The organism is Vibrio sp. YT-15 (genome assembly GCF_033337445.1).
In the GTDB taxonomy this organism is placed as follows: domain Bacteria; phylum Pseudomonadota; class Gammaproteobacteria; order Enterobacterales; family Vibrionaceae; genus Vibrio; species Vibrio alginolyticus.
Window position 1 is genome coordinate 85,391 of record NZ_JAWOQR010000012.1, and the last position, 21,773, is coordinate 107,163.

Annotated in this window: 21 protein-coding genes and 1 pseudogene; 3 read left to right on the forward strand and 19 right to left on the reverse strand. The window is 42.6% G+C overall.

Annotation, left to right across the window (positions count from 1 at the left end):
• Positions 1-7: 7 nt before the first annotated feature.
• Positions 8-715, forward strand: coding sequence for a GntR family transcriptional regulator (locus R7D93_RS19370; protein ID WP_053307578.1), 708 nt, complete (start codon positions 8-10; stop codon positions 713-715).
• Between the two features lie 19 nt (positions 716-734).
• Here the strand turns inward: R7D93_RS19370 and mnhG are convergent, their stop codons facing one another.
• From mnhG to R7D93_RS19415, 9 genes are all read right to left on the reverse strand, one after another.
• Entirely contained in the window at positions 735-1,028 is a 294-nt protein-coding gene (mnhG, locus tag R7D93_RS19375; RefSeq protein ID WP_005373314.1) for a monovalent cation/H(+) antiporter subunit G, read from the reverse strand.
• Entirely contained in the window at positions 1,028-1,306 is a 279-nt protein-coding gene (locus R7D93_RS19380) for a cation:proton antiporter (protein WP_005373317.1), read from the reverse strand. The genes mnhG and R7D93_RS19380 overlap by 1 nt, the downstream gene beginning before the upstream one ends.
• Positions 1,299-1,775 (reverse strand): Na+/H+ antiporter subunit E, encoded by a 477-nt coding sequence (locus R7D93_RS19385; protein WP_005373320.1) that lies wholly within the window; start codon positions 1,773-1,775, stop codon positions 1,299-1,301. The genes R7D93_RS19380 and R7D93_RS19385 overlap by 8 nt, the downstream gene beginning before the upstream one ends.
• Entirely contained in the window at positions 1,772-3,268 is a 1,497-nt protein-coding gene (locus R7D93_RS19390) for a proton-conducting transporter membrane subunit (RefSeq protein WP_225496042.1), read from the reverse strand. Before R7D93_RS19390 ends, R7D93_RS19385 begins: the two co-directional genes overlap by 4 nt.
• Complete coding sequence (locus R7D93_RS19395; RefSeq protein ID WP_017633704.1) at positions 3,265-3,618, reverse strand: Na+/H+ antiporter subunit C; 354 nt, start codon at positions 3,616-3,618, stop codon at positions 3,265-3,267. Before R7D93_RS19395 ends, R7D93_RS19390 begins: the two co-directional genes overlap by 4 nt.
• Entirely contained in the window at positions 3,618-6,287 is a 2,670-nt protein-coding gene (gene mbhE, locus R7D93_RS19400; protein ID WP_225496052.1) for a hydrogen gas-evolving membrane-bound hydrogenase subunit E, read from the reverse strand. Before mbhE ends, R7D93_RS19395 begins: the two co-directional genes overlap by 1 nt.
• Before the next feature lie 164 nt (positions 6,288-6,451).
• Complete coding sequence (locus tag R7D93_RS19405; protein WP_082245536.1) at positions 6,452-6,643, reverse strand: hypothetical protein; 192 nt, start codon at positions 6,641-6,643, stop codon at positions 6,452-6,454.
• Positions 6,644-6,752: 109 nt separating this feature from the next.
• Positions 6,753-7,688 carry a universal stress protein gene (locus R7D93_RS19410; RefSeq protein ID WP_054574676.1) on the reverse strand — a complete coding sequence of 312 codons (936 nt, stop codon included), beginning with the start codon at positions 7,686-7,688 and terminating at the stop codon, positions 6,753-6,755.
• Positions 7,689-8,082: 394 nt separating this feature from the next.
• Positions 8,083-8,802 (reverse strand): SDR family oxidoreductase, encoded by a 720-nt coding sequence (locus tag R7D93_RS19415; RefSeq protein WP_005373333.1) that lies wholly within the window; start codon positions 8,800-8,802, stop codon positions 8,083-8,085.
• A gap of 135 nt (positions 8,803-8,937) precedes the next feature.
• Between R7D93_RS19415 and R7D93_RS19420 the strand changes: the two genes are divergently transcribed.
• Positions 8,938-9,846 (forward strand): LysR family transcriptional regulator, encoded by a 909-nt coding sequence (locus tag R7D93_RS19420; protein ID WP_225496054.1) that lies wholly within the window; start codon positions 8,938-8,940, stop codon positions 9,844-9,846.
• Positions 9,847-9,936: 90 nt separating this feature from the next.
• On the opposite strand, the gene R7D93_RS19425 is transcribed toward R7D93_RS19420, so the two are convergent.
• Positions 9,937-10,710 carry an AraC family transcriptional regulator gene (locus R7D93_RS19425; RefSeq protein ID WP_176311479.1) on the reverse strand — a complete coding sequence of 258 codons (774 nt, stop codon included), beginning with the start codon at positions 10,708-10,710 and terminating at the stop codon, positions 9,937-9,939.
• 99 nt (positions 10,711-10,809) lie between these two features.
• Between R7D93_RS19425 and R7D93_RS19430 the strand changes: the two genes are divergently transcribed.
• Positions 10,810-11,946, forward strand: coding sequence for a multidrug effflux MFS transporter (locus R7D93_RS19430; protein ID WP_225496055.1), 1,137 nt, complete (start codon positions 10,810-10,812; stop codon positions 11,944-11,946).
• A gap of 114 nt (positions 11,947-12,060) precedes the next feature.
• Here the strand turns inward: R7D93_RS19430 and R7D93_RS19435 are convergent, their stop codons facing one another.
• The 9 genes and pseudogenes from R7D93_RS19435 to R7D93_RS19475 all read right to left on the reverse strand — a co-directional run bounded on the left by R7D93_RS19435 (position 12,061) and on the right by R7D93_RS19475 (position 21,765).
• Positions 12,061-12,471, reverse strand: coding sequence for a hypothetical protein (locus tag R7D93_RS19435; protein WP_033906420.1), 411 nt, complete (start codon positions 12,469-12,471; stop codon positions 12,061-12,063).
• A 203-nt stretch (positions 12,472-12,674) separates the two neighbouring features.
• On the reverse strand, positions 12,675-13,163 hold the full coding sequence (locus R7D93_RS19440) for a hypothetical protein (RefSeq protein ID WP_225496057.1): 489 nt from the start codon (positions 13,161-13,163) through the stop codon (positions 12,675-12,677).
• Positions 13,164-13,241: 78 nt separating this feature from the next.
• Positions 13,242-13,805: a hypothetical protein gene (locus R7D93_RS19445; protein WP_213867634.1), complete on the reverse strand. Its 564-nt coding sequence runs from the start codon at positions 13,803-13,805 to the stop codon at positions 13,242-13,244.
• Entirely contained in the window at positions 13,805-16,036 is a 2,232-nt protein-coding gene (locus tag R7D93_RS19450; RefSeq protein WP_225496066.1) for a hypothetical protein, read from the reverse strand. The genes R7D93_RS19445 and R7D93_RS19450 overlap by 1 nt, the downstream gene beginning before the upstream one ends.
• A 1,022-nt stretch (positions 16,037-17,058) precedes the next feature.
• Positions 17,059-17,506: pseudogene (locus R7D93_RS26345) on the reverse strand (DUF4150 domain-containing protein); the annotation flags it as partial.
• Between the two features lie 147 nt (positions 17,507-17,653).
• The gene (icmH, locus tag R7D93_RS19460) at positions 17,654-18,445 is read right to left on the reverse strand and encodes a type IVB secretion system protein IcmH/DotU (RefSeq protein WP_005373354.1); all 792 of its coding nucleotides are present in this window, start codon (positions 18,443-18,445) and stop codon (positions 17,654-17,656) included.
• Entirely contained in the window at positions 18,442-19,767 is a 1,326-nt protein-coding gene (gene tssK / locus R7D93_RS19465) for a type VI secretion system baseplate subunit TssK (protein ID WP_154204268.1), read from the reverse strand. Before tssK ends, icmH begins: the two co-directional genes overlap by 4 nt.
• Positions 19,768-19,778: 11 nt before the next feature.
• Complete coding sequence (gene tssJ / locus R7D93_RS19470; protein WP_005386118.1) at positions 19,779-20,279, reverse strand: type VI secretion system lipoprotein TssJ; 501 nt, start codon at positions 20,277-20,279, stop codon at positions 19,779-19,781.
• Positions 20,272-21,765, reverse strand: a complete 1,494-nt coding sequence (locus tag R7D93_RS19475) for a type VI secretion system-associated FHA domain protein (RefSeq protein WP_213867631.1) — start codon at positions 21,763-21,765, stop codon at positions 20,272-20,274. Before R7D93_RS19475 ends, tssJ begins: the two co-directional genes overlap by 8 nt.
• Positions 21,766-21,773 lie beyond the last annotated feature (8 nt).

Consider the following 21,773-nt stretch of genomic DNA (forward strand, 5'->3'; position numbering starts at 1 on the left):
AGGTATTATGAAACCCAAATACATAGACATTGCGGAACGATTAGAAAAAAAGATCAAAGATGGGGAACTACAACCGAAATCGATGCTTCCAAAAGAGAGTGATTTGCAAGAAGAGTTTTCCGTAAGCCGCGTAACCATCAGAAAAAGCTTACAAATTCTGGTCGACAATAATTTAATTAGTCGGACAAGAGGTAGTGGAACTTATGTAAACGATCTAAAAGCCCAACATGATGCCTTACATTTGCTGGGTTTTATCGAGGAAGTCAGTAAACAGGGGAAAACACCTAGCTCTCAAGTCATAAAGTTCGAACTTAAAAAGCCGAATGAGCAGGTTGCTAAGCAGTTAAATCTCTCGCCCAATGATGATACATATGAAATACATAGACTCAGATGTATTAATGATGAGCCTGAAATTTACGAAGTCACTCATATGCCAGCAATGTTATTTCCAGACTTGAGCATAGCCATAATGAATGGTTCTAAATATGAGTACATTGAAAATAGCAAAGGATTGAAAATTGCGAAAAGCAGTCAGTCTGTCAAACCGTATTTGTTAGATGCAGAGACGGCCTCATACCTGAATGAATCAGAAGCTTCCCCTATTCTAAAAGTTGAGTCCACTGGTTACCTAGAAGATGGTCGTGCATTTGAATATACCGTCAATTACTTCCGACTTCATCAATACAGCTTCGAGTTTATTTCAACTAGGACGTAGTACTATTCGACGCTAATGGTTAATCATTGCGCCAAATCTTATATCCGACCTCTCGCATTGCTCTGCCGAGCAGGTGGGAGGCGACTGGCGCAGTGAGAACGATAAACAACATCGTACCGATAACCCGAGAGATCACGGTAACTTCAGGGAGTGAGAAAGCGACCGCTAATAACAAGCAGCTCACTCCGACAGTTCCAGCTTTGGTCGCTGCATGCATTCGGGTATACAAATCAGGAAGCCTCAGGACACCTAGACTTGCAACCAAGGTCAACAATGTTCCTAAGCATAAAAATAGTCCAATCAACACGTCCATTATTCTTTCTCCTTTCTTTTAACGATCAAACGTGCAAATGCGATCGTGCCGAGAAATGCGACCAAACCTAATGTAATGGCGATGTCTAACAGAGCGTCCTCACCGCTGTCTAAGGTGTAAACCGTAATAAATCCGATAGTGATAAATGAAATCAGATCTAACGCCACAACTCGATCAGCTAGCGTTGGTCCTAGAATTAAACGAGCAAAAGCCATAACAAAGCTGAGTAGTAGCCCAGAATAGGCAAAAGTGACCGTTATTTGCAGCCAACTATCCACGCGTCACCTCCAAAATTCGATGCTCTAACCCATCTTTAATTCCGCGAATAACCTCTTCATGTTCAGGTGCAAACATGGCATGAACGATAAGATACTTTTTATCAGCCGTAACATCCAAACTAAGCGTGCCCGGTGTTAAAGAAACCATGTTCGCCAGTAATGTGATTTCTAGATCAGAATCGACCTCCAGAGGGACATAAACGATATCAGGCTGACTCAAATGAGTAGGTGTCACGACGTCCCACACCACTTTCGCAACCGATATAACCATTTCATAAGCGAAGTACACCAATAACTTCAATGCAGATGCAAAACGTTGAAAGTAGCTCGTTTTCAATCCAAATGGTTGACTCAACCTTAAAGCAAAAAAACCGACCGTAAATCCGACAACAAAATTCAGACTCGAATAGCTGCCATTAAGCATCATCCACGCTAACGCTAAGAAAAAATTGAGGAATAGATAGATCATGTATTTCCTCCTAACACCACTCTGATGTATTCAGTCGGATTTAACAGTTGTTCTGCAGCTTGAACGGAAAATTGATAAAAAGGCTCCGCCACTAAGCCAATGATTAGCGTCAACGTTGTCAATACAATAATTGGAACGCAGTACAACCAATGTACTTTGGCCTGCAGAGTCTGTTCTGGCTTCTCTCTAAATGGCTTTTTCCAAAATGCCTCACTCCAAATTTTCGTCATCGAGTAGACGGTAAGCAACCCCACCAATAACGCGGTACCTGCTAACCAGTAATATTCAGCCTGTATGCTCGACTTGATGACCAATAGCTTTCCCCAGAAACCCGATAGCGGTGGAAAACCGGCCAGAGAAAACGCAGGGACAAGAAGCAAGAACGCTAACCAAGGCATAGCTTTGTATACCCCACCCAAATGTTCAAGTTGACTAGAGCCATATTTGCGCTCGATGAATCCACCTATTAAGAACAAATTCGCTTTTACAATGATGTGATGAACAATGTAGAAAATGGCACCGGCTAAAGCTAAGGGAGTGTAAATAGCCAACCCCATGATCATATAGCCTATTTGGCTAATAATATGAAAAGAAAGAATTTTCTTAATGTCGAATTGGCTAGCCGCTCCTAAAACGCCCGTTAACATGGTTAGCCCTGCGACCCAAATTAACGTCGGTTGCCAACCACTCTCGGCGAGCGGAAATACCAAGGTAAAGACTCTTATCAACGCGTATACACCGACTTTAGTAAGCAACGCGGCAAACAGTGCCACCACACCGCTTGGTAACGTGTGATAAGAAGCTGGCAACCAAGCAAATAAAGGAAAGAGTGCCGCTTTAATAGAAAAGGCAAACAAAAATAGCGCGGACAGCATCATGTTGATGCTCAATTCATTTTCCCCTACTTTGGTGTAGAGATCGGCCAAGTTCAAGGTGCCCGTTGCGCCATACAATAAACCGATAGCAAGCAAAAATACCAGCGTCGAAATCAGGTTCAACATCACGTACTTTACTGCACCATCAACTTGAGTTTTCGTTGCATCTAACACCATTAAACCAAATGATGAAATGAGCATGACCTCAAACCAAACATACAGATTAAAAATATCTCCAGTCAGGAAAGCACCATAAACGCCAGCAAGCAACACGTGCATTAACGCATGGTAATTGCTATAGGAGGGCTTTCGGTGAAGGTCCGCCATCGCGTAGAAAACACATATCGCACCAATCACCGCCGTTATCATCACCATAGCAACGCTGAGGTAATCTGCGACAAACACGATACCAAATGGCGCACTCCACTGACCAAAAGCAACGGCTTGAATACCATTACTTATGATGTTTTCTGTGAGAAAGCCCGCAACGAAAAGGTTCGACATCGCACTTACACCGCTCAACCACTCAACACTTTTTGTTGAGCGACGGACGAAGAAGATAGTCAACGCCGTACTCAGCGAGAGAACAACCGGTAACGTAAGCAAAATCGAACTCATTGACCCTCCTCAGAACGTTGCATTTCATCGACGTTTGCAGTTCCAGTGTCTTTATAAGCTCGATAGAACAGCATTAAAGCAAAAATAAGTAGTCCAAAACCGATGACTATCGCAGTTAAGATAAGCGCTTGAGGTAAAGGATTTGCCGCGCTATCTGGTGGTAAAAGAGCATTATCGCCAATCAATGGCGGCTCTCCGGGCGTCAGCCTTCCAGCGGTAAAAATAGCAAGGTTAACCGCACTACTGAGTAACATGATGCCGAACAAAAGGCGCAAGATATGCTTTTCAAGCATTAAATAAACACCTGCTGCGACAAATACTCCAACGACAACACTCCAGACTATTTCCATCACTCTAGCTCCTCATTAATACGAAGCAGCATACCCATCACGCCACCTATAACGGCAAGGTAAACACCAACATCAAAAACCAATGGCGTCCCTAGTGGTATCACGTCTTTCCACCACAGTCCGGTCAAAAACGGTTTATCAAACGCAAAGCTCAAAGCACCAGAAACTAAGCTCAATGCGATGCCAGATAACGCAATGAGAAACGGTTTGAAATACAACCTAGAACGAACGTATTTCGGTGATTCCGCGAACATGAGAAGTGATAAACCAATAACGGCAATCAACGCACCAATAAAGCCACCACCCGGTTCGTTATGACCACGTAACAACAGATACACTGAAAATACGAGCATGAGTGCCGAAACGATGTGTGCCGTGGTTGCAAAAATTAATGATTGGATACGATTTTGCTTTTTCGCTCTTGTCTTAAGCAAACTCACTGCCGCAATCCCAGCAATAACAACGACGACAACTTCTCCCAATGTATCAAATGCGCGAAAGTCAACCAGAATAACGTTAACAATGTTTCGCCCATGTCCACCCGGGACACTGTTTTCTGCAAAGAAATCTGACACCGAAGAGTCCATCGGCTGAGACGTGATTCCTAACAAAAGTAAAGTAACCGAAACTCCTATCACACCTGCTATGCAAATATTCGCTACTTTACGTCTTATTGAATGCTTGGGCACGGTGGTTAGACGTGGCATATGACGCATTAACAATGCAAGAAAGACCACCATTAATGTTTCCACTAACAGTAAAGTCTTCGCAACGTCCGGGGCGCTATAGATCATAAAAACAAGCGTGGTCATGAAGCCAATCATACCAAGCGCAGAGATCGCAAGAAGTCTTGCGTGGGACAACGCACATACGAGCGCAGCACCAATTAACAATAAGGCAATACCAATCTCATAGAAAGTGACACTTGAAAGTTCGCCAACCAAAGGTAGAGGAATAAGCGCTACCTGACTCAGTAACGCAACGGCAAGTACCGTGAAAAATAATAGGACATAGCGACTCAATTTCTTTTGCTGTAACCGCGCCGTTTGCCACTTCGCCACTGTCATCATGCCATCTAATAGTCGTTCAAAAATATTCTCCGCTTTGGGGACGAATAGATGTAACCGCTGAAAAAATGCAGACACAGTAGGATAAACACGGTACACCACATACCCCAACGCTAGCGTAATAACGCTTAACACTAACGGTACATTCACGCCATGCCATAGTGATGTCTCTTTAAGAGCTGCTGTGGGCAGAATGTCAGCAGAGCCCGGAAAAATAATATTGCGATCTAACCAATTTAAACCGAATAACGGGACCAGGAGACTGCCAAGAGCCAGGAGCAAAGGCGAGATCCACATGGCTTTTTTTGTCTCAACTGGCTTAGTTTCAATCGGCACGAGACCACGGCGAGCAAAGAATGGTCTCGCAATAAGCATAATGGTTAGCGCGACCATCAGTATATTCACGATTAATAGTACAAAGGCGATCCAGTTATTGAGCTCTACTGCGGACTTGTACATGTATTCTTTGCTCAAAAAGCCTAACAACGGCGGGAACCCCGCTTTAGACAATGCAGCCAAACTCCCCGCAACCATGCTGATGACGAGAACTGACTTCAGACCGTACAATTGATCAATATCTCGTGTTCCTGTCGCTTTGTCGATATTACCCACCACCATAAACAGCGCAGCTTTATAGAAAGAGTGAGCGAGAATAAACATCAATACTGCACTAACAGCCAAATCTGTGCCCATACCTAGTAATAATGTTAATTTACCCAAAGCAACATTCGTGCTGTAGGCTAGCATCAGCTTCAAGTCAGTTTGTTTTAATGCGACAAATGTGCACCAAATGGCCGTGATACTCCCAGTGATGACTAAAGCATAAAACCAGATCTCGCTGTGGGCATAAACTGGCGATAAACGTGCTAATAGGTAAATGCCTGCCTTTACCATTGTTGCCGAGTGTAAATACGCACTGACCGGAGTGGGAGCTGCCATCGCGTTAGGTAGCCAAAAATGAAACGGGAATTGCGCAGATTTAGTAAATGCACCGAGTAGTATGAGCACTAGAGATGGGATAAACCATTCATGCTGCGCAATAGTGTCTGCCTGCTCGATAATGGTATTTAGCTCATAACTCCCTGCCATTGCTCCCAGCAAGATAAGACCAGCTAGCAACGCTAGTCCACCAGCACCGGTAACAATCAGCGACTGCAAGGCGTTTTTCCGAGACGTTTTATTTTCGTGATTAAACCCGATCAGTAAGTAAGAAGTGATGGTGGTGAGTTCCCAGAAAACAAATAACAACAGGATGTTATCGCTCATCACAATCCCTAGCATGGCAAGCATGAATAGGGTTAGATACAAATGAAAGGAAAACCGGCTATCACTTTCCCGTAAATAAGCCAAAGCGTAGATTTGAATCAGCGCGCCAATCCCACTGATCAGTCCCGCAAAAAGAAATGAAAGGCCATCTAGTCTAAAGCTAAGGTTGATATCGAGGCTTGGTATCCATTCCGCATTCCAGCTCACGCCTGCAGGATTATAGATGTAGAAGAGAAAAGAGAAGATTAAAACTGGCAGCGCAGGGAAAATCAGTAAGACCAACTGATTATCTAGGTTTTTCGGCAGGTTTTCTTTACCCGTTATGTTATTCAACATCGCAGCCCATTCGTTATTATAAGAAGGTACGCCCTATTCGGCGCAAATGACAAACTCCACTGTATTGTTTTAGCCCAAGCGCTTCAAAAACGATCATGAAACCAAGGGAAAAGTAGCAAACAGTAATCACTGAGTGCTACTTAGAGGAACGCCGATACAAACCGCTATTTGCTGTCTGCTACGGCATAAGAACGTAGGTCACTACTTACATATTCTTGGCTGAATGTATATGGATTATCGTCATCAGCTAACTCGAATGCATCGTAGGTGCAGTCACCGATATCATTTCTCGGACAAACATAAACATTCGAACGTTCTATCATTTCTGTGTGGCATTTCGGGCATAGGTTTTTCATGTCACTCTCCTCTGATAACTTATTGATACATTGATAATTCCATGTTCTAGAGATCCATCTCCCTCCTTTACCTAAAACATCACTTAAACCCAACTTTGTTACACCCCAATTACTGAATCGGTGAGACAAAACCATCGGGCTTAAGAGCGACCAAACTACAGTTAATCGATTGCAAAATATTTTCAGCCGTATTACCAATGACATAACCAGATATACCAGTCCTCGCTAAGGTACCCATGACCAACACGTCTACCTCAATACTTTCTACGTAATCTGGAATCTTTTCGTCGGGTTTTCCATGCAGGTGGTGAATCACAATTTCACCTGTAATCCCAGACTCCTCCAACAGCTGTTGCAGAGCTTGTTTATGATCGGCTTTTGCTTTGTCGAGTTCATGTTTCAACTCAGCATCATCGACTTGAATCCAAGCGTTACCATTAAGGTAGTTTTCTAAGTAATACTCCCAGCAAGAAATCACGTGTAAACGACTATCGCAGGTGTCGGCTATCGAACGCGATAATTCGAGTAAACGCACGGCTAATGAGTGCTGTTCATCGCTTGCCGTTAATGGGTCGATAGCCACAGCAACACGGCGCTTATCTCTTGGCTTATCAATTGGTCGGTGCAACCAAAGCGGACAAGGGCATTTTCGTAACAGAGTCATATCAATAGCTTTGAAACCCTCAGCACCTTCACCGAGCGGTTCAGCTTCTTTGATGATGAGATCTTTGTTATCAGCTAATGCTTCTTGAATAATACAGACAGCGGGCTTTTCACTGCTTTTCACAGTAAGAGGAAATGCGAGATCCTCTTCAGTGAGTCCCAGCTTCTGTCTGTATTCGTGAATACTTTGTTTGAGGGAGTCTTGCAGCGATTGCTCATAACTTTGCTGATACTGGATCATGTCTGTTGGGAAATCAGGACACGCTATTAGCCCTGAGACAGGCACTTTGTTGCTAGATGCAATCCTCATCGCTTGTTCGAGGGCGTCACTATGGCCTGGCAATCCTTGTGTTGCAAAAAGTATGTTTGCGAATCGTTTCATACACACCTCCTTGTTTGGTTAAATATTAACCACCCACAAAGTATAATACCTAACGGATAATTGTAACGGCTTGTGACGTTGATGAAATCAATTCTCATTAAGAGACGGGTATTGCTTCACTTGGTTTTACGTCACACTCTCCTTTCATCACAACTGCCGCCTTCTGACCTAAATAAATTCCGCTACCTAAAATTGAGACCAAATAAAAACCCAAATTACTCAAAGTTTTTTCTCACCTTGAGTAACTTGGGTATAAGCAATAACACACTTAGTGTCCGGATTTAAATGGATGGCCTAAATTTTCACGCAACTTAGTTTAAAGATGCCATCTCAATCACGAATCGGTATGCAAAGTTTTACGGCTTTAGTGACCTAAAATCGCCGTAACTCAATGTTAAGGTTGTTGTTTTGTCGGTGCCAAAGCAATTTCACGAACACATACACCTTGCGGTTGCTGATAAGCAAACAGCACTGCTCGTGCAATGTCGTCTGCTGCCAACACGCCGCCCATATCCACCTTCCAAGCGTCATAGCCATCTTTAATATCTTGAGACGTTGTATGTGAAAGTAATTCCGTTTCCACTGCACCAGGTGCAATCGTCGTAACGCGAACATTCGATGACGCAACTTCTTCACGTACGTTTTCAGAAATAGCATGAACCGCAAATTTGGTACCGCAATAAGCAGCATGATCAGGGAATGTTTTCTTGCCCGCGATAGAGCTGATGTTAATGATCGTACCACTGTTACGTGCTTTCATAGGTGCTAGGACGGACTGCATGCCATTGAGCAAACCAATTACGTTCACATCAAACATGCGCTTCCACTCCGATGCTTCCTGAGTATCTATCTGACCTAGAAGCATAACGCCTGCGTTATTTACAAGTGCATCTACCGGACCATACAACGCTTCAGCTTTCTCAATTGCAGCCTCAAAAGAAGCTTTGTCGGTCACATCTACCTTTTCACAAAGCGTATTTGGTAAGTTTAATGCTTCCAAACGTTCTACACGTCTTGCTAACAAAAGAAGAGCATGGCCCTGTTCACTGAAGTGACGTGCAATCGCTTCACCAATGCCTGAACTAGCGCCTGTAATAACAATTAACTTTTTCATTTTGAATCCTTAATCGAACGGTTTACATCAGTGGCGGTAAGTTTAAGAAAACTTTGTTTGTTGATATATACCGACCTAGTTGAAACACTGTTGTTATACTGCAACAATACTTTTTTGAATTATGAAGAAGTCATCATGCAAACACACATCAACCTTGCGGATATTCGCTCTTTCGTCCTAATCGCTCAACTAGGAAACTTCACGAAAGCAGCAGAGCAACTTGGCGTTTCTCGCTCACACGTTTCACGTCAAATAACAAATCTGGAGCAACAGATTGGTGTCACTTTGCTACAAAGGACCACTCGAACACTGAACCTCACCGAAGCAGGCAAGGTTCTGTATAAACAGTGTGAAACTGCCCTTCACAATATTGATCAAGCTGTTATGGCAGTGGTTGATGATGTAGAAGACTTAAGAGGTGACATTCGTATCAACTGTGTGGGGGGCTATTTAGGAGAAGACGTTGTCGCAGATATCGTTGCTCAGTTTCTAATCCAACACCCACAAGTGAGCATTAACTTAGATTTTAGTAGCCATCGTGTCGATTTAATCGCAGATGAATTCGACATCGCTTTTCGAATGGGAAAGTTAGAAGACTCCAACTTTATCGCTCGTAAACTGATCGATGTGAAAATGGGGACATACGCAAGCCCAAACTATTTAGAAACATATGGCTATCCTTCGCATCCAAAGGACTTAGAAAAACACATTTGTTTGACAGGTAGTGTGACACGGTGGGCATTTGAGAACACAAATACAAAGCAGTCAACGGAACACCAGATACGTGGACAGTTACGATGTAAGAGTGGCAGAGTAATGATAAAAGCAGCCCTGGCGGGAAATGGCATCATCCGTGTGCCAGCACTTTATTGTCAACAAGAACTCCAGACAGGCAAGCTAAAAGAAGTGTTTACCAATTGGAACATTCCGAGTGTGGAATTTTCACTCCTTTATCATCACGACCGACATCAACCAAAACGCATCCGAGCCTTTGTTGATTTTACCACGCAATACTTTCGCAAACTGCAGAGTAAAGACAAGTAACCTGCACGTTGGTACCTGTCTATGTATGCTTTATAGGCTGAGCCTGTGAACCTGGGGGTTGTTCTAGAAAGAGTGTGAGCATTTTGACGCTTAAGGCTTGGTTTTCATAAACGTCAGAGGTGTTTGTCCAGTTTGCTTTTTGAAAAATGCAATAAAAGCACTGTCTGACGAAAACTCCAGCCAATCGGCAGCTGCGCTGACTGGCATGCCCGTTGATAACAATTCAACTGCTTTTAAAAGCCTCCACTGTTGCCGCCAATCTTGATAATTCATTCCCGTTTCCGACTTAAATAATCGTGTTACCGTCTTGGTGCTTGCCCCCACTTTGCTTGCAAGAGTAGTAAGCGAAGGAGCTAGAAATGAAGGTTCAACCAACTCTCGACGAAACGTTGTTAAGAGCCGATGCGATGGCAAAGGCAACTGAAACGAATAACGTTTCGTAGCATAAAACTCCTCCCAAAAAAGCGCCGTCGTATTTACCATCTCGCTGCTAGGCTTATCCCACTCCCAAAATGACATTTTATCAATAAGGGCTTGGAGTAAATTATTCACTTCTATCATCGTGATCTTACTCGGACAGGCAAACTCCTCACAATCAAAATACAAAGATCGGTACGCCACCACATTCGTCATTAGTGCGCGATGCGGCGTATTAGGTGGGATCCAAACCGCCTTTGTCGGTGGCAAAATACAAATCGAGTCTTCCAGAGCAAAACTCATACAACCTTGAGGTGCGTACAATAACTGCCCTTTCTTGTGCATATGCATACCTGAGTCGTGCTTGCCAATATCCGCAGCAATTCCCACTACACAATTAGAAATTTTGTCTGCATCAAATTGTGTTTTTTCGTTAATAAGCGCCATTTTGTCCGAATGTTGATGTATTTGGTTTTTATGTTGTTATTAGATCAATCATAGCCTCATTTATACTGCCCGCCAACTTCATTAACGATGGGTAACAATATGAATACTAAGCCCTCTTTATGGCTCATGCTGGTTATGTTGATGTTTCCGCAAATTGTAGAAACCATCTATAGCCCAGCGTTGAGCTCAATCGCTCTATCATTTGATGTAAACCACGCACAAGCAGCCCAAACATTGTCGATTTACTTCCTAGCTTTTGCCATTGGCGTTGTAGTTTGGGGAGTTCTCGCAGATAAACTGGGAAGAAGGCCCACCATGCTTATTGGGCTCTTTATCTATGGCTGCGCATCTTTACTCGCAACTCAAACCGAAAGCTTTGCTGTTGTCATGGCCGCGCGAGCCCTAAGCGCATTTGGTATCGCGGTAGGATCCGTTGTCACACAGACCATGCTTCGTGACGCGTTTGACGGTCAAGAACTGAGTAAAGTCTTTAGCTTAATGGGGATGGGTATATCAATCAGCCCGGTAGTTGGCATGCTATTAGGCGGGCAGCTTACAGCGCTTGGTGGATACCGTTATGTGTTTTTTGCCTTGTTTTTAATCGCGTTAGTATTGCTCGCTTATAACGTTATTAAGCTTCCTGAAACACAGAAGGAACAGACACCAGTACGGTTGCATCAACTTAGCTGGGAAATGGTAAGAGACGCGCGAATTTGGCGCTCAGGATTATTGGTTGCTTTGTATAACATTGCTCTATTTTCTTATTACCAGCTTGGCGCATTTACTTTCTCAGCACTTGGGTATAACTCCGAACAATTTGGATACAGTGGCATGGTACTGGGGTTAGGCACTCTGCTTGGGAGTTATTTAAACAAATCCCTAGTGTCTAAAAATGTTCGAAAAAGCCAACTACTTTGGCTCTCAGCAGTATTGCTTAGTTTGGGATCAGTCGGTGTGTTGATTCTGAGCCAATCAATCTGGTTTGTTGCTCCAATGGTGTTAGTCGTCATGTCTTATGGGATTGCGATACCCAATATACTCAGTGACGCACTCGTTGATTATAAACAACAGGTAGGTAGCGCAGGCGCTTTACTTGGGCTCATGTACTACATCATGATCGGGACGGGATTAGCGATGGCTGGAACAGCACAAAACTTAGGTGTCGTTCTATTAGCATGTAGCTGTTTAGCGATTTTATTAGCGTTTTCTAAAAGGCAAGTTCATACCAACTTGTGACCAGATACTACGCATTGCTTGCCTAATCTTCCGAAGATTGGTCTACATCTTTTCTAACGGTTAACTAAAACGTAAATAAAAAGCGCCTGTCGGCGCTTTAATTATCCATAGATCTTATTGCCATGTTGGCTCGCCAAACTCTTCACAACGTTGCTTGTCGTAATTTTCAATGCGCCCGCGTTTACCTACAAACTGAACCTGAACAACCATTCCAGCTTCAACATATTCACTGAAATAATCGCAAGAAACACGAAAACTAGTATCGCGTATCACAATTGGTACCCATTCATAGCCGCCGCTGCGTGGTAAGTAAGACTTGAAGGTAATGACCCCGTCATCTGAAACGTTGATTTCTTCATCATATTCATTCAACTTATAAAAACGTTGTCCATCAAACTCTGCCTTTGCTTTTTCAATTATTTCCTTCGTTGCTGTCGATTGCATCGGCGTATTTGACACCAGTTGACACCCAACAATAGATGTCAATACGGACAAAGCCAAAGCGAGTTTAGTTATTTTATTCATTTACCTAACCACTGTATAATTATTCAACACTTACCATTTTAAAAGGAGGGAGACCATACTTTATTTTAAAAAAAATAAAAAGCGCCTTTCGGCGCTTTTTATCTGAACATTTCTTATCCAAACGTCTCGAGTAGATTTTCTAGAAAAGCTAACTTTTTATTACAATGAATTTTATTTAGGCTCTCACCGGAATCTATTGCTATTTAACCCCAAGCTTCAAACTCATTAGGCTTTACGTGTTTTATTTTTAATCTAACGTTGGGATCCAGAGCTGTTTCAGTTTCCAATTCACAGTAGTACTCAACAGCATTTTCATCTTCAATCATGTCAACGGAGTTAGCAACGACACTCAACCGCCCACCACCTCTAGTCAATGAAAAATACGCATTCTTGTTTTCATTTACTTCAAACTTCAAAGGAATGAATTCAGGTTCTTCAAAAGAAATATCTATCCATTTATAGTTATCTAAACTCTTCCCTTGTCTTGGAGTATAAACTGTTTTCAACCCATTTTCGTCAACAACAAAATACATCGAATTCTCGGCTTGATTAAAGCAAGCTTTCAAACTGCCACCTTTATTTTCTAAATCACATGTGAATACGGTGGATTCTTGATCACAGCTTGCACTTACAGAAAGTGAAAGAGACAAGGACGATAAAAAGCTAATGATGTTTATATTCCTAATGAACAAGGAGCCCCCTCATCAAACATTCAAGAGTCACGCGCAAGAACCAGAGGATCGTTATAAGCTAACACATCTATTGTAAATTCAGTGAAACTCCGGTTCATTTGGGTCTTGAAATTGTTCAGGAAATCTTTTGATTAGTTCTTCTTCTAATATCACCGAGCCTGATGATTGACCTCCACCAAACGTGTTCAGCTCGGAAGTCTCTTCGCAAGATGAGCTAAATACAAGCTCACTACCTTTATAAACATGCAAGCTACAGTTATCAGCTAAATAACCGATACTATATCTGTAATCCCCTGAATAGAAAAAAATATTCCTACCTTGTAACTTACCAAGTCTTATATGATAACTTAAAAATTTACCTTTTGGGGTTTCTGCACTTTCTGGGTATTCTAATTCTACTTTATCGCTTGTCCCATATCGATACTTTACATAACCAGTACTTGGACTTCTATGCCCAGCCCCACACAAGGAAACATATTTTCGGTTCTCTAACTTTGCATTAAAGTAAATGTCCTCGTTGCTCTTACACAAAGTGACTGTTGTATCGCTTAGTTTTTTGTCTATCTGTGGGTGTACTGCTAAAACTGGGAAGCTTATTATGAGAATGCTTGACATAGCATGAAGTTTAATATTTTTTATCATTAGTTAAATACCTTATTTTCCCATAAAAGTTTGAAGTTTTCTCTACGCTTCCGGTAAGATTTATTGCTAGTATAACGGTTTACCTTACGTGTTATTTCATTCACAACTTTATCGTTGGCTCCTTTATCTGCCCTCTCAGGACCTTTAATATCTAGCCAAAACCAAGCAGCAGAGCGAGTCGCATATTTAGCCTCTAATATAAGCTCTGGTGTATTTAAAAAATCTACGACGTCCAATGGCCACTCTGATTGATTTTGTAAATGCCATTTATTGAAACGCTCATAATTGTCTCTGCCGGTAAGCTGTTTTAATCCACGCCCCCTAAAAATCCACCCATCATCAGTTGTCAAAAAATCACCATTCTTCATTTCGCTTCTGCCTCCATACATAACGTTAAACAATATCCTTTTGTCATCAAGAGTAGGAGAAGTACCATCTTTTTTAACGAATTTACCATTTTTCTTGTCTGCGATACCGTGAACATCAATATAGCGCTTACCTGCATATTTAGGGTGATCTAAAGGATATCGACGTGACCTAGCAGTATTAAATTCTGATGTATCCAGCGTAGAAATACGATAATTGGTATATTCAGCCATATTTAGGCTCTCACCGGTTTCTTGCATAAGCTGAGCAAAAAAGTGTGTTCTACGTAAAGGCGTATCTAGCTTATAAAAAAGCATGTGATCATTTAGTTCATTAACAATACCTTGTAAGACATCCCGCTTAGAGTCTTTAACTTCAGGGTATACCTCTTGTAGCATTTCTAGAGTAAACTTAAAGGCACCTTGAGTTTGAGGAATAAAAGGCCAATAATGCCAAAGACTCTTATCATCGCTTAGTTGCAAATCACCTTGTAAATCTTGCATCCATGAGAACTTATCTGCTCTTTCCAGTTCGAATTGCGAGAAAAGATCAAAGCTATCCATCACTTGATCGCGCCATGGGGAGTTACGGTAGTCCTCTATAGTCACAAAACCAGCGGAGCACTTAATATCTAGAGCTTCCTTTGCGGTCTGATGGATTGATTCATAAAGACTTTGTGACGACTCTGTATGCCAATCTGTAGGATGTTTCACAATAAATCGCTCAAAGTGTTTACGCTTACCGTCTAAGTATACTTTGGCATCGCGAGCAGTGAACGAGGAGAAGTCCGTTACTTGATCTTCTGTCACAGATTCAAGTAATTGCTGAATAAACGAATTACTCATATCAACGGCACCGCTACTATCGGCCCCATCGAGAACAACAAGTGGATTTTCTTCCGCATTTTTGGGAGAAATCTGTTTTTTGAAAAATTCGGGCGGCTCCTCAAAAGAGAACATCTCGATATGCACACGATTATCTTCTTTCTTAGTTCCAATTGCATCGTTACTGTACTCATGCAGTCCCATGTAACCGATATCTTCCCCAGCTGAAACCTTTATCCCCTCTCTAAATAGGAGTGGGAGTAAAGAAACCACACTACCGTCCCTAATCATTGCCGCCTTGTCCGACATCCATTTAGGTTCTGAAACTGGTTCTGATAGGACAGCAGAGGAATCTTCTAAAATGTCAAAGTCACTATTGAGACCCGAAGCAAACCAAACAATCTTGTTTAACAGTGCTTTTTCGCTACCACTTGCCGATTTACCATTCTCTACCACACGGCACTTTATCATTTTGTAGGTATTTTTGTCGATCTGGTATGGATGGGTCTCCTTCTCTTCTGCATACAGGTATTCAAGTAATGTTCCTTTAGACATCGACTGTTTTTTTTCACCAGAATTAATAGGCACATCACTATGTTTGAAAGTGCGTACATTTCTCGCTTCTTGTAAACGGTAACGCGTGGTTATAGATGAATTGGCGCCAATATCTGAAGGTGGCGCAAGGTGCATATAAAGTGTATAGAACTTAAATACATCTTCATTATCTTCGGGGTTTACAGCCTCATGCTCGATAAGCACAAAGTTATTACTATACTTAAACTCTTGCTCTTGGTACGTTGATGTTAGGTAATCAGGATTTATGCGAAATGCCACTATTTTTCCATCAAGCATCGCTTGAATAGGTCTGAGCCCTTTCCCCCACGGTAACATTTTTGATGTTAAGTGAATGCCACTATGCCAACCGTACCCTTGTCCTATTAAATAACGACCGCTCTTAGCTTGATCAAACAATTTCGTAAAATCACTGAGCGTGTAGTAAGCGTCACCTTCTCGTTGCGCTATCGGAAAAACTGCATCCATGATTTAAATGTCCTAGTCAGAAAAGTTATCGTCAAAAGTGACAAATGATGGGCGGTTCAAGTTGTTTGACTTCGTGTACACCACCGCATTAACCCTACCTAAATTAGTAGCAAAGCTAGATTGGCTCGCTATGTTAACGGTGCTCCCAAGGGCCATTGCCGATATAGAAATTAGGGTGTCATTTTTGGTTTCGAAAATTTGGCTAATGACGTCAGGAAGTGCTTGTTTGAAGTGGTTAAGTGCTTTTTTATAACCGTTTATACCCTCTTCAACAGAACTCAACGATCTTGCAGAAGCTTGGCTTTGTATGAAATCTAAACGACCGATGATTTCACTGTTTAGCTCATCGATGTATGAACAGATTTGATTGTTTATCAACGTCCATAAAACAAACTGCAAATACTTCACAGTATTCCCAGTCCCTAAAAAGCGAAGCTTCGCTAATAATTCATAGGGAGGCTCAAACACATCAGCTTGATATAAGACTCTCAATATATCGCCATTTTCGTGCACTTGCTCCAAGAGCAGTTCAACTAAAGGTTCATATTTCTCTAGCGCAGTAGTATCAGTTTGGATGTGATAAAGTGCCGAAACATAAGCATCAGAAAAGTCTTTAGAGTGATTTTGACTAATCGCATAAGGAGACGATATACGGCTTTGCTCTAACACAATGTCTTTAAAGTCATCATCACTGAAGGATGGGGACATCAATATCCCCCAGTCATTAGCAACCCCAACACGATCTTCCCAAAATGGTGAGCGGCGACCTGCGACAAACGTACAAAAATTATTCGGATCAGGGTAAGTTTCCGTCACAATATTTTCAGCTAAAGATTGGTTCGGGGTGTAAGAGTCTTGAGTTTCACTGAGCACTAACTTGCATTCTTTTAGAGCGAGACCATTAACAGATGCTTTTCCGCTAGAATCCAGCACTCCACTCCCAATGACAGCACCTGAAGGTTCGACTAAAGAAAATTGTGCATTAGAGTAAGGGAGCCCATTTGGATATTTGCATTCTATATCCAGCGTATACGTCCCTTCCTGATCTTCCGTAACAGAAACCGATGGGTTTTGTGCCCCACCCAAACACATGGTGTTGGCTTTGTTCATGGTCATTTGATCGGACAGGCGACATACGCCCTTACCTTCAAATTTAACCGTTGGTGAGGCTGAAATGAATTTTGCTTCAGCTTCTATCGTGCCAGAGGAAACGCCTTTTCTGTCACCGCCCGCATCGCCGGTACTTTTTGAGAACGTACTGCCCTTGATAGCGACACAGTTACCGCCATCCATAGAGACCGTCGTAGTCCCACCAGCAAGGTCTGCTGATTTAGCATTGTTGCCATAAGGGATAGGGACGACTGGCTTGCCGACCTTAGTTAAACAAACATCTGGGAGCGTTGCATTCGCTTCACCACCTGAGCCTTTATGAACTATCGAAAGTCCATTCGCACCAACTGTTACGCCCATAACCAATCCATTTGAATTTTATTGATTGAATGATAAAAGAGATCGCAAACTGCAATCTCTCTAAATAACTAGTGAATTTCACTAAAAGACCAGTGATATTCACAATAAGCCCTAAAACTGGCAGAAGATCTCATTTTAGATCTCTGGTTATCTATACATTTCAAGCAGTTGCTGAAATTTTAAGTCTATGACGATGTAGGTTGCCGCATACATAAGCGCAAACGTCATCGCACTAAGACTTAAGATCAGCTTGGGTGAAATTACCCTTTTTAACGGCTTCTTTAGGTATTTAGCTTTAAGGTTGATTAAAGAAACTTTTTCTTGTTCTGCTAGGCGGTCATCTCGCACTAATCGATAAATGGTGCTGCCAATTTCCGCTAACTTTTCGTTGCCACGCTCTTCACGGCCGTACTTGCCTTGGAAACCAAGTTGAAGCAATAAATAGAGAAACTCTATAACGTGACGGTATTTGCGAGGGTCGGCTTTTAAGCGGTCGAGAATAACGAAAAACTTATCACCACCAGACGTTTCATTATGGAATTCAGACAGTAAGCTGTTCTGGCTCCAGTGACTATTTGCCCCCCATTCTTGCCGACAAACAGATTCATCAATCGCCGCACACAAGCAGTAACGAATTACAAGAACCGAAGCACGATCGAGCTCCATTTCATTAAGTTTTCGTTCGCCTTTTCGAATCTCACGTGCCACTTGTTCACGAAATGGCATCGGGTCATCAAGCCAAGGGATCGAAGACATACAAGACAGACTGGCGATCAACCATGAGAACTGGTCCACTAGCGGGTTAATACCCATGTTATCGATAGATAGATCTTGTACTGCGATGTTTCTCGACAAGTCAGGCGCTGGCATTACCTCCATTGGTTTGCCAGGCTCTGGTTGGAATAAGACTACGGTGACGTCGGTTTCTGCGTAACTCATAGACGAACGGCCCAAAGTTGCAATGATAAGTTAGCGAAATCGCCCGCAACGTGAATCGCAATCGCAGCAGTGTTCTTCAATGCCATCCACTCTTCGCCCGTTTTATCGAGCTCGAAATAGGTGTAGCCAGCGTGATACGGCAGCGCACGTGGCACTACTGGCATTGGTTTGATCTCAATCCCAGGCAGTTGAAGGTTAATCAAGTCACGTATGTTATCGATAGAACCGATCTTCGTTTGGCTGACAAACTGGGTATGCAGGACATCCAAGGTCACGTCAGCTTTAACTGCGAGGATAAAGGTCGTCGTATCGATGATCTTATTGTCAGGGATTGCTGCCGTTCTGATGCCATAGTTCTGATCTTTTAAGGTCAGTGGAATTGCTCTTTGCTCAGACATCACGCTCAATGTCATTTTCGCACTGTCTAGGACGCGAGAAAGACAGCTAGTAAGATCACCATGATTGTACTTCGTAAACTCAATAGGTCGGCGTGTCGTTGAGCACAGCGTCGAAAGCTCACCTTCTGCCTGAAGAAGAATTCGATACAAAGACTCAGGATGCACAGCTTCTGTGCTGGCGAAATGCCAAAACAAGGGTTCGTATCGGTTGAGCGCTTGCAATAGCATAAAGTCAGAAACCGATGATACACCTTGTTGATCCACCACCCCTAATCGCTGAACTATCGATTCCGCGCGATGCTTCAACATAGAAGCAAACTCGGTCGCAAATTTACTCAGTACTGTCGACGCATGAATATCGATACAGGTAGGAATGAAACTATCATCTAAGATCACGCTGCCATCAGGCTTCACTTCTGAGATCTTTAAGATCGGAATAGACGTGTAAGCACTCTTATCTTCATGATCGTACATTAAGCAAAAGTTAAGCTTACCGACGACGATATTTGCCATGTCTTCCGAATCATAACAAGCGTCAACCGCTTCTTGAGATTCCATCGTATAGCGCGCACCGTCTTTTTTGGTACCAAACAACTCAGAACGTTCCGATGGTAACGGACAGCACAAATAAACGACTTTATCGGCAATAGAAGGATCTACATCTTTCACTTCAGGCAGCTCGGCAAGCAACGGAAGCTCAAATGGTGTCCGGTCTTGTAAAATACCTTCAGCACGAGTAATACCGATTTTACCCAGTGCTAGTAACTGAGAGTTGATTTCTAAACGTTTAATTCCCCAATGCAAAGGCGACGCATTGGCGCTCAGCATGCTCGAAAGTTTACTTTGTGAACGATCGAGTTGTTGAAAATGCTGCGGCTTCATGAACATTCCATCTTGCCAAACAACTGGATTGTATAAAGACATGTTTCTATCCCTTAAAAGTAAACCTGTTCAATGCCGCGAGTGTTATCAGAAATTAACTCACTGCCCTCTAACTTGAGCTTGATGTAGTACTCGCTCTTCTCTTCAATAACTTCCACTTTTCGCCATGACGAACCATCAATATCACGAAAAGCCACTGAAAAACCGACGGCACGAGTGTCAGGGTCTAGCGTTAGCATTTCATGAACTTTTCCACCTGGCTGTATTTGATATTCGTAACGTTTGATGTACTCATCACCCAACGACGCTTTATCGCTCTCAAACAAGGCAAAGAAATCTAAGCTTCGGAACAATACTGGCGAACTTAATTCGTGAAGACGGAGAATAACTGGAGATGACTGGCCCCCATTTCTCACATTGAGTACAGGTGATGCCTCAATAACCAATTCAATCGACGAAGTTTCTGGTGTGATACCAGTGGACTCTTTAAATTGATCCCACATGGAACAACCGGACAACATGGCAAATCCGAGTAATACGGCGATACTACGCATGGTTTCCCTTAATCACTTTGTTATAGTTTTTCTTAATCAGCCCTTTTAAGGATGTTTCATTAAGCAGGCGACGATTATTAGTGTAGAAATCTAGGTATTCGGCCCACAGCTTTGACTTAGTTGAGAACAAAGACTGGCTAGCGACCCTGTTAGCAAATGCTACGGGATCGTTCGTTTCTGACTGTTCTAAAACGAGCTCATTCAGTGCTTTGTTAAACATAACTTGGTGGTCGTTCAACTCATCGAGCATTTGTTCAACCAGTTCATTTGGAGCCAGTAATTGCTGACTATTCAAAGTAAGCATTAGCTCTGCAATGTTCGAGTTAGCCTCACTCGCACTCTGCTCATCTTTTAACGATTCCACTTCGTGCAACTCTTTCTGTAGGTTATCAATACATAAACGCAAGCAAGTGCCCATTTGCTTGAATAACTGCGCCTCGTTTGTCATCAACTCTGGGTTTCGAATACCCAAACCATCAAAAAACGCTTGCGCTATATCTTGAGAGCAAACGGCCGCATCAGTATCGACTTGTGCTTTCGTCGTACTGTTTATCGCATGCTCTGCCGTAGGTATTTGAAGTTGCTGATTAGTGTTAGGAGAAGGCGTAAAAGATTGGGTCATCTCTTCCCATTTTGACCCTGTATTAGCCTGCTCTACGGCCATCTCAGTAACATTATGCGTACGATGTTGTCTTTGAATCGTGCTATCTGGGGCTACTGTGCCTGGTTGCATCACCTCAGCTGAGGCAATATCGGCTCTATGTGCCTTACCGCTTTCTGGCGCTGATGCATCATTGTCTGATGCGTTACTCTTGGTTTCCGCAGCCATCCAGTCTTCAGGGATTAGGCTTGGCTGATCGAATTCGGAATATATGCTGAAACTGTCATCGACCACCTGACGCGTACTTTCCACGGTTCTAGGTTGTTCAGATTCTGTGCGCTCATTATCACGAATTAAGTAATCGTCATCTCGCTGCATCGAAAAATTAAGGTGAGCAACAGGATCATGACAATCAATGTCATCCTGTTTAGTCTCCATAAACAAATCTTCTAAGGCACCGACTTTTTCTTCCTCTTCGACAACCGCATCTCCTAGACTAACCAGAGGATCGCTAGATACTCGCTCAGGAGCAATATCAGCGGCGATGTCTAGTGTTGAGGTAACGTGCTCAAGAGAAATACCAATCTCATATTGCCCTAAAGAAATGATGTCGCCATCAACTATCGCAACGGGTTGATTTTTTAGTATTTTATTCCCATTTACCATTGTGCCGTTAGTTGATACGTCACTTATATAGTAGGTATCTCCATACACGCTGAGCAAACAATGAGTGCCCGATATAAAGCGGTTGTGATCGGCTAAAGACACGCTACAGCTTGGGGAACGACCTATCGAACCACCACTTTCAGGCATTTCAATATGCTTTGCACCGGTGTATTCCTCTGGACACTTTGAGATAAATAAAACTAGCTGATTTGAGTACATTTACGAAC